The sequence below is a fragment of the Clostridium sp. genome (genome assembly GCF_021443865.1).
GTDB lineage: Bacteria > Bacillota > Clostridia > Clostridiales > Clostridiaceae > Clostridium.
In genome coordinates this window covers 3,534-13,316 of record NZ_JABUTB010000079.1, presented here as the reverse complement: position 1 = coordinate 13,316, position 9,783 = coordinate 3,534, and the positions used below count along the sequence as shown (strand labels likewise).

Sequence of the window (9,783 nt, the reverse complement as noted above, 5' to 3'; positions counted from 1 at the left end):
CTCATATACTGCAGCAGAAGAACAAAATACATATCTTTTTAATGTTTTTATATTTTTTATACTTTCAAAAAGTATTTCAATATCTTCCTTTACATAGCCTGAAAAATCAAGTATATAAGAATAATTTTTATCTTGTAAATTCTTTTTCATTTCAGTTAAGTTTTTTCTATCACAAATTATATGATTTACAAAACCATCATAATCTACTTTTCTAAATCCTCTAGTTAATATATCAATATCATATCCTCTGGAGATAAGATATTTAGCACAAGCTTTACTAACAAAGCCTGTTCCTCCTAATAGTAATATATCTGACATAAAATAGTCGTTGCATAAAAACTATAAATCTTATTTTCAAAAAAATTTATGTCTTTAAAGCAACTGTCACCTCCCTTTTTAAAAAGTAATAAATTTGTTTATATTAGAATGCCCAATTTCCATTAGAGAAAATTTGGATTTCTTTATTATCTTTATTTATACCTGTTATATTTAAATCAGCAGTACCAATCATAAAATCTACGTGTATTATTGAGTCATTAACTCCTAGGGCATTTAACTGTTCATCTGAAAGGTTTTCTGAGTTTTCAACACAAGAGCTATAAGCTCTACCAAAAGCTAAATGACAAGCTGCATTTTCATCAAATAAAGTATTATAGAAAATAATATTTGAATTAGATATAGGTGAATCATATGGAACTAAAGCAACTTCACCTAGATATCTTGCTCCTTCATCACTTTCTAATAAGTCTTTTAAAGTATCATAGCCTTCTTCAGCCTTATAATCCACAACTTTACCATCCTTAAAAGTTAAAGAGAAGTTATTAATTAAATTACCACTATAGCTTAATGGCTTAGATGATGTTACAGTTCCATTAACTCCATTTCTTTTTGGTAATGTAAATACCTCTTCAGTAGGCATATTAGCATTAAATTCTATTCCAGAACTACATTTCTCAGCTCCACCAAGCCATATATGATCTTCAGGTAACTCTATAGTTAAATCTGTTCCTTGAGAGTTTTTATAATGTAGCTTTTTAAATTTATATTCATTTAAGAATTCTAATTTTTTTGCAATATTTTTGTTATGTTCATCCCAAGCTTTAATTGGATCATCATTATTAAGTCTTACAACATCAAAGATAACTTCCCATAGCTTATCTACAGCATCTTTAGAGCTAGAATCCTTAAATACCTTCATTGCCCAAGCTTCTGTTGGAACTGAAACTACTGTCCAACGAATTTTATTTGACATAGAGTAATCATAGTACTCCTTTAAAGCTAACTGTCTACTTTTTTGGAAAGCAGATATTTTCTCCATAGGAATTCCTTTATAACCATCAGGGTCAGATGCAGAAATAGAAATTAAACAACATCCTTCTCTTGCATAAGAATTATAAGATTCAGCCACCCAGTTTGGAACATCTTTTAATGTATCAATAGATGCGTTTTCTAGTTTAAGTCTTTGTACAGTTTGATCACCATAATGAACTATAACTTCTTTAGCTCCTTCTTCATAGCCCACTTTAGCTATAGCTCTTGCAAAATCAACACATTCAACAGGTGTGTTTATTAGTAAAACTTGATCTTTTTGCAAGTTAACTCCTTTTTTTACTGCTAATTTAGCATATTTCTCTAACATTTTTGATATATCCATAAAATCACCTCAAATTTATAATGTTTATAATATATAATATTTATTCTTACATAATATAGCAAAATAGTCTAGTTAAAATAATTAAGTATAAATTTTCTTGTGTAGAATAATAATTATTAATATAATATATATTGCTATAAACCAATGAAGCAAGAGGTGAAATTTAGTGTTTAGTTTATTAAATACACTAGTAGAAAAAAATAAAATATATGGAAAAGAAGGAAATGTTGCATCCTATATACCAGCTCTATCAAAAGCAAATGAAAATGATCTAGGTATATATGTTGTAGACTCTAAAGGGAAAGAATATTACGCAGGGGACTATGATAAAAAATTTACTATGCAAAGTATTTCTAAAATAGTTTCTTTAATTTTAGCTATAAAAGATAATGGAAGATATAATGTATTTAAAAAGGTTGATGTAGAACCAACAGGAATGGGTTTTAACTCTATAGTTAATTTAGAAGCTAGAGATAGTGGAAAACCATATAACCCAATGATTAATGCAGGTGCAATAGTTACGACTTCATTAATAGATGGTAAAAACGTAGAAGAAAAATTAGAAAAAATATTAGATTTTATGAGGACTGTAACTAATAATAATCATATAGATGTAAATGAAGAAGTATATTTATCAGAAAAGGAAACTGGAAACAGAAATAGAGCTTTAGCATACTTTATGAAAAGTACTGGAGTTTTAGAAGGGGATGTAGAAGAAATATTAGAACTGTATTTTAAGCAGTGTTCAATAGAATTAACTGCAAAGGATTTAGCTAGATTTGGTGCAGTGCTAGCAAATGATGGAGTTATACCTTGGACTAATGAAAAAATAATACCTAAGGAAATCTGTAGAATAGTAAAAACTATAATGGTGACTTGTGGTATGTATGACGCATCAGGTGAGTTTGCTGTAAATGTTGGAATTCCAGCAAAATCTGGAGTTGGTGGAGGTATACTTGCAACAGTTCCTAGAAACTATGGAATAGGAATTTTTGGACCATCACTAGATGAAAAAGGAAATAGCATTGCAGGTCTTAAATTGATTAAAGATTTATCTAATGAATTAGATTTAAGTATTTTCTAGTTTATATATTAATTAAAATGTAATGATTTATTTGCTTAATAATAGTATAATTTATATAAAAAATAGCTTTAAGGAAATAATTCCTTAATTTGGAGGAAAGAATGGAAAGATTATTGATTTTAGATTCAAACTCTCTTTTAAATAGAGCATTTTATGCAATTCCAGAGCTTACAAATTCTGAAGGAATTCATACAAATGCAGTTTATGGATTTGTAAATATGTTATTTAAAATGAGAGAGGAATTAAAGCCAGATTATATAGTGGCAGCTTTTGATAAAAAAGGACCTACTTTTAGACATAAAGAGTATTTAGAATACAAGGCTGGTAGAAAGAAGATGCCACCAGAACTTGCAGAGCAATTTCCAATAATAAAGGAAATTTTAAATTTATTATCAATAACTATATATGAACTTGAAGGCTTTGAAGCAGATGATATTATAGGATCATTATCTAAGCATGCAGAAAAAAATAATATCGAAGTATTTATAGTTACTGGAGATAGAGATGCTCTTCAATTAGCTTCAGATAATATAAATGTAATTATAACTAAAAAGGGTGTATCTGAAACAGCTATATATAACCATAATAGCTTTATTGAAGAATTTGGTGTGACTCCAACTCAATTTATAGATGTAAAAGGTCTTATGGGAGATAAATCAGATAATATTCCTGGTGTTCCTGGAATTGGAGAAAAAACTGCTTATAAGTTAATACAAACTTATGGTTCTATAGAAGAAGTATTAAATAATATAGATAATATTAGTGGTAAAAAAGTAAAGGACAATTTAGAAACTTATAAAGAACAAGCAATTTTTAGTAAGAAGCTTGCTACAATAATGACTGAAGTTCCAATAGAGTTTGATTTAGATGATATAAAAAGTCAAGAATCTTTTAATAAAGACGGTCTTAAGAAGATGTTCTTTAAATTGCAAATGAAAACTTTATTAGATAAGTATTTTAATGGTGAAGATGATGACAATGAAGATGAAGAAATAAATATTAATTATATAGATAATCCTAATTCATTTTTAGAACTTTCTAATAAATTAAAAGATACTATATATATTTCTTTTGAGGCAAATAATAGTGAGAAGTATTCAGAAATATCATTAAATAATCTTTATATTTCATGTGATAAAGAAAATTACTTTATTAAGTTTAATGAAATAAGTAATGAAGATGAGAATTCTGCTAATTTAGCTTTAAAAAATATAATGGAAAATGATAACCTTAAAAAGGTGATTCATGAAGGAAAGCCTTTAATTACTATATTAAATAAATTAGGAATATCAATTGCTAGTTTTGATTTTGATACAGCTATAGCAGCTTATTTAATAAATTCTGCAAGAAGTTCTTATGATATATTATCTTTAGTAAATGAATACTTAGGTGAAGATATTAAAGGAAATAAAGATGAAATTAAATGTAGAATAAACAGTAAGTTAGAAGATATATATAATATTCTTAAGGAAAAAATTAAAGATGAGAATATGGAAGAGTTATATTATAATGTAGAACATCCTTTAATTTTTGTTTTATCTTCAATGGAATCATTAGGTTTTAAGATTAATAGAGAGATGCTAGATACTTTAGCAATAAAATTTAAAGAGGAAATTGGAAGAACAGAAAAAGAAATATTTGAGTTAGCTGAAGAAAAATTCAATATAAACTCACCAAAACAACTAGGAAAAATTCTTTTTGAAAAGCTTGATTTACCAGTTGTAAAGAAAACGAAAACTGGCTACTCAACTAATGCTGAGGTATTAGAAAAGCTTCAAGATAAGCATGAGATAATACCAAAGATAACTTATTATAGACAAATTACGAAACTTAATTCAACTTATGTGGAAGGTTTAAAGAATGTTATTGATGTTGATGGAAAGATACATTCAACTTTCAATCAAACTGTAACTACTACAGGAAGATTATCAAGTACAGAACCTAACCTTCAAAATATTCCTATAAAATATGAGATGGGAAGAGAAATAAGAAAAGTATTTATACCTGATGAAGCAGAGGATATATTATTATCTTGTGACTATTCACAAATTGAACTTAGAGTATTAGCAGAAATGGCAAAGGATGAAAATATGATTGATGCATTTAAACATCATAGTGATATTCATAGAAAAACAGCATCAGAAGTATTCAATGTTCCATTAGAAGAGGTAACGCCATTAATGAGAAGTAGAGCAAAGGCTGTTAACTTTGGAATAGTCTATGGTATTAGTGATTTTAGTCTTTCTCAAGATTTACACATAACTAAAAAGCAAGCTTCAGAATATATGGAAATATATTTTGAAAGATATCCTAAGATAAAAGGTTATTTAGATGGTTTGATTGAAGAAGCTAAGGAAAATGGATTTGTTATAACTATATTAAATAGAAGAAGATTTATTCCTGAAATAAAATCATCTAATAGAATAGTTAAGGCATTAGGAGAAAGATTAGCTATGAATGCCCCTATTCAAGGTAGTGCTGCTGATATAATTAAATTAGCAATGGTTAATGTATATAATAAATTAAATGAACTTCAATTAAAGAGTAAAATAATATTACAAGTTCACGATGAACTTATATTAAATGTTAAAAAAGATGAATTAGAGCAAGTTAAAGCATTAGTAAAAGAAGAAATGGAAAATGTACTAAAGATTGATGTACCTTTAGAGGTAGATATAAATATTGGTAATACGTGGTATGAAGCTAAATAGGGAGGCCTGAAATAATGATAAAAATAGGGTTAACAGGAGGAATTGGTTCGGGAAAGAGCACTGTTTCAAAAATGCTTACAGATAAAGGATTTAAAGTAATAGACGCAGATAATATAGCAAAAGAAGTTTTAGTAAAATATCCAGAAATAATAGATAAGATTAAAATAGAATTTGGAACAGGTTTTTTTGACTGGAGAGGTGAATTTAGAAGAAGGGAATTTGGAAACCATATTTTTAGATTTCCTAAACAAAGAAAAAAGTATGAAGATATAATTATGCCTTATATAAAAAGTGAAATTTTTAATGAAATTGATAAGTATGAAAAAGCAGGGGAAAGTATAATAATACTTGATGCTCCAACTTTAATAGAAAATGATCTTCATACATTTATGGATTATATAATAGTGGTATGGGTTGATAATAATACTCAAGTTATTAGATTGAAAAATAGGGATAGATTATCTAGAGAAGAAGCTATAAATAGAATGAATGCTCAATTATCTTTAGATAAAAAAAGAGATTATGCTCATATAATTATAGATAACAATGGAGATTTAATTAAAACTAAGAATCAAGTAGATAAGGTGATGGAGTTTTTAAATGTAATTAATAAGTAAGGAGAAAGTAATGAAATTTAAGCGTATAGTAACTATTTTAATTGCAATTCTCATATTTTATTTTGGCTTTATGTTTGCAATGAAAAAATATGTGTATCCTTACAAATATGCTGAATATGTGAATAAATATAGTGAGGAATATGAATTAGATCCATATCTAGTTTTAGCTGTGATTAAAACAGAAAGTAGTTTTGATAAATCTGCAGTATCTAAGAAAGATGCTAAAGGATTAATGCAAATAATGGATACAACAGGTGAATGGGTAGCTAAAGAAATAGGACTTAATTATTTTATGGCATCTATGATGTTTGATCCAGAGTTAAATATAAAAATTGGATGTTGGTATCTTAGAAACTTAAATGAAGAATTTAATGGTAATTTAGATTTAGTTTTAGCTGCATATAATGGTGGCAGTGGAAATGTGAATAAGTGGCTAACTTATGAAGAATATTCTGCTGATGGAGAGAACTTAGATTATATACCATTTCCAGAAACTAAGAAGTATGTAGATAAAGTTAAGGCAAATTATAATATTTACAAATATTTATATGATAAATAAAAATAAAAAAAGCACAGTTCTTATGTGCTTTTTTTATTTTCTAGAAATTTATAAACTTCCACATTAAGTTTTTATTATGTTCTAATTAAATATTGCAGTAATCCATTCATTACTTTGATATTTATCTGTTAATTTAAATCCGTGGCTTTCAACTATTGATTTAACTTTATCAAAGCTCCATTCTACAAGACCAGATACTAGTAATTTACCATCAGGTAATAAATGATCTTTTATAAAGTCCATAAACAATTCAGTTTCTTCTCCACCTATATTTATGTATATCCAATGATAATTGTCTTCTATTTTAACTTCATCATTTAGAGCATCTCCAACTAAGGTTTCTATATTATAAATACCATTAAGAGCTGAATTTAACTCAACTTCTTCTCTAACATCTCTAATATCTAAGGCTGTTACCTTTGAGGCACCTATAATTGCTGAAGCGATAGATAATATACCTGAACCAGTTCCAATATCTAAAACTTTTTTATCACATAAATCTATTTTAGTTAAGATTATATTTAATAAATCTTTAGTTGTTTCATGCAAACCTGTACCAAAGGCTCCTTGAGAAATAAAAGATATTTTATGAACATTTTTATCACAAATATCCTCATCAGGGGAGGCTAGTACCCAGTTATCATTAATACTAATTGATGGAAAATCATATGTTTCATAGTTATAATTGGCTTCATCAATAGAAATACACTCACTATTTATTAATGAAGATATTTTATCTTTAAATATATTTAAATTATCCACTTCTTCATCATAAGCAATTTTAATATCAATTGTAGAAACTTCCTTTTCTAAATAACCATATCCGTACTCATCAGTTGTAATTTCTAAAGGACTTTCATAAAAAACATTAAATATATCATTAATTTGCAACAACTCGATTATTTCATCTAAATTTCTAAAATTGACATTATAAGTTAATATATACATTTTGAATCCCCCGAATTAATTGATTATAACATTATAGAGTATAGATAGATTTTAGTTTTATGTCAAGAAATTAGTAAAAATTTAATAATTATTACTTATATCAGGGCATTAAATATCAGAATAACTCTATCTTTTCTTCTTTTTCTTCTTAATAGAATAACCAAATGAACCTAATGATTTAGCATTTAATCCATAATATTCTCCATGGTTATAACAAATTAAATTAGCCTTATTAAAGCAGATTTTACCTTTATCATCAATTATATCTTCATTAACCTTAACATTAATTACATCTAATAAAAAAAGATCATGAGTTCCAAGAGGAGTAATACTTTTTACTTTACATTCAAGAGCAACAGGTGATAAATCTATTGATGGAGTACTTATGGCTACACCTTCAGATAATTTATAGCCAAAATGCTTAATTTTGTCTATCTTTCTTCCAGATGTAACTCCACAATAATCAACAAATTTAACCATATCTCTTGAAGGTAGATTAATTACACATTCTCCACTTTCTTTTATGTAATCATATGAAAGACGTTCAGGTCTTACACCCATAGCTAATACAGGTTCTTTTGTACAAACTGTACTAATCCAACCTACAGTAAATGCATTAACTTTATCTTCTTTATTTTTAGAAGTAACTATAACAACTGGAGTTGGATTTAGCATTACACTACCTTTAAAATTTTCTTTTTTCATAACTAATCCTTTCGGCAATAAAAAATTTTTATCAAGAAGAATGAGGCTGTGTTGACAGCCCCATTAGTATTAATATCTTCTTCTACGTTTTCTCTTACTAGTATTTATAATTCTTATTACTAAAACAAATAATACTAAAACTATCACTAAAATAAGAAGTGATAATAAATATAATGGCAAGTTAGCTTTAATTAATTCCATAGCAGAAACTTTAATAGTTCCATTTACATCTTGAGTGTAGCCAGGAGTTGAATATGTTAAAGTAACTTCTTTATTTCCACTTAACTTCCAAGCATCTTTAACTTCTCCATTATATGAGATAGTTGCATTCTTATCATTAAAATCATTTTTATAATACTGAACATCTTCATTAACAGATATAGGAGCAGTTATTTGCTTTTCAGAACCAAAAAATCTAAAAGTTTTATAAGTTAGATCTATAGATCCAACTTCTTCACCTGCAGTTTTATAGGTTTGCTTTTCAGCTGAATAACTATAATTAGCTACTTTTTCAGTATCTTCAAATACGTGAAGACCAGTTGCACCGTAGTCAGATTTTAGAACAACAGTAACTAAGTTTCTACCATCTTTTTCAAAAAATCCAACAAAACAATGGCCAGCTAATTCTTCAGTACCAGTTTTTCCACCTACATTATTATATTTACCAAGTATCTTATTTCTAGATTCTATTTCTATTGGATAACCTGCTAAGGTTATAGATGTCTTACTATTCTTAGTTGAAACAGTATCTTTAACCCAATCATTCTTAAAAGCAGCTATACCTATTTTAGCTAAGTCATAAGCTGTAGTTTGATTTACATTGGTATTACTTGGATTTAAAGGATCTATTTCTAATCCAGATGGATTTTCGAAATGAGTATCTTTTAAACCTAATTCAGTAGCTTTTTCATTCATCATATTAACAAAATTATCTACTGTTCCACCTACAGCTTCTGCCATTAAATAAGCAGTGTCATTTGCAGAAAAAATAAGAACAGCTTTCATTGTATCTTCAGCAGAAATTTTATCTCCAGGTTTTAGATCTACATAATTATTTAAAGCTGTTTCTGTTACTTTTAATGAAGTTTCAGTAAAGTTTAATATGTCTGTCTTATTTTTGTTTTCAGCAAATAATAGAGCAGTCATTAATTTTGTTGTACTTGCTGGTGAAAGTTTTAAATCTGCATTTTTTGAATAGATAACTTCTCCAGTATCTATGTCCATAGTTATTGATGCTTCCCCAATAATTTCTGGAGCCTGAATGTTTACATCTTGTGCACTAACTTTATTAGCTAAAGGAGCTAATAATGAAACTGAAAGAGCAAGTGCTAGTGTTCTAAATAAGTGTTTTACTTTCAAGTTCATCTCCCCATTTCTTTAGATTTTAGTTATTATGTTTACTTGCTTACGCACTGTTAACAGTATAACACCTACATTCAATAATAACAATAATTATAGAAGTTGTTAAGTGATTTAAATTACTTATAATAATTTTTTAATAATTA

9 protein-coding genes are annotated in these 9,783 nt (G+C 27.3%); 4 read left to right on the top strand and 5 right to left on the bottom strand.

Going from position 1 to position 9,783, the window contains the following annotated elements:
• The coding region (locus HUJ77_RS12470) for an NAD-dependent epimerase/dehydratase family protein (protein ID WP_291709105.1) at positions 1–318 on the bottom strand (318 nt) is incomplete at its 3' end.
• Positions 319–421: 103 nt separating this feature from the next.
• Positions 422–1,654 (bottom strand): aminopeptidase, encoded by a 1,233-nt coding sequence (locus tag HUJ77_RS12465; protein ID WP_291709104.1) that lies wholly within the window; start codon positions 1,652–1,654, stop codon positions 422–424.
• A gap of 166 nt (positions 1,655–1,820) precedes the next feature.
• On the opposite strand from HUJ77_RS12465, the gene glsA reads away from it, so the two are divergent.
• The 4 genes from glsA (at position 1,821) to HUJ77_RS12445 (ending at position 6,625) form a co-directional block, all read left to right on the top strand.
• Complete coding sequence (gene glsA, locus HUJ77_RS12460; protein WP_291709103.1) at positions 1,821–2,738, top strand: glutaminase A; 918 nt, start codon at positions 1,821–1,823, stop codon at positions 2,736–2,738.
• A gap of 101 nt (positions 2,739–2,839) precedes the next feature.
• Entirely contained in the window at positions 2,840–5,449 is a 2,610-nt protein-coding gene (gene polA / locus HUJ77_RS12455) for a DNA polymerase I (RefSeq protein WP_291709102.1), read from the top strand.
• A 14-nt stretch (positions 5,450–5,463) separates the two neighbouring features.
• Positions 5,464–6,066: a dephospho-CoA kinase gene (coaE, locus tag HUJ77_RS12450; protein WP_291709100.1), complete on the top strand. Its 603-nt coding sequence runs from the start codon at positions 5,464–5,466 to the stop codon at positions 6,064–6,066.
• Positions 6,067–6,076: 10 nt separating this feature from the next.
• Complete coding sequence (locus HUJ77_RS12445) at positions 6,077–6,625, top strand: lytic transglycosylase domain-containing protein (protein WP_291709098.1); 549 nt, start codon at positions 6,077–6,079, stop codon at positions 6,623–6,625.
• Between the two features lie 81 nt (positions 6,626–6,706).
• On the opposite strand, the gene HUJ77_RS12440 is transcribed toward HUJ77_RS12445, so the two are convergent.
• The 3 genes from HUJ77_RS12440 to HUJ77_RS12430 form a co-directional block, all read right to left on the bottom strand.
• Positions 6,707–7,573, bottom strand: a complete 867-nt coding sequence (locus HUJ77_RS12440; RefSeq protein WP_291709096.1) for a 50S ribosomal protein L11 methyltransferase — start codon at positions 7,571–7,573, stop codon at positions 6,707–6,709.
• A 126-nt stretch (positions 7,574–7,699) separates the two neighbouring features.
• Positions 7,700–8,278, bottom strand: a complete 579-nt coding sequence (locus HUJ77_RS12435) for a flavin reductase family protein (protein WP_291709094.1) — start codon at positions 8,276–8,278, stop codon at positions 7,700–7,702.
• A 69-nt stretch (positions 8,279–8,347) separates the two neighbouring features.
• The gene (locus HUJ77_RS12430) at positions 8,348–9,643 is read right to left on the bottom strand and encodes a D-alanyl-D-alanine carboxypeptidase family protein (protein WP_291709092.1); all 1,296 of its coding nucleotides are present in this window, start codon (positions 9,641–9,643) and stop codon (positions 8,348–8,350) included.
• Positions 9,644–9,783 lie beyond the last annotated feature (140 nt).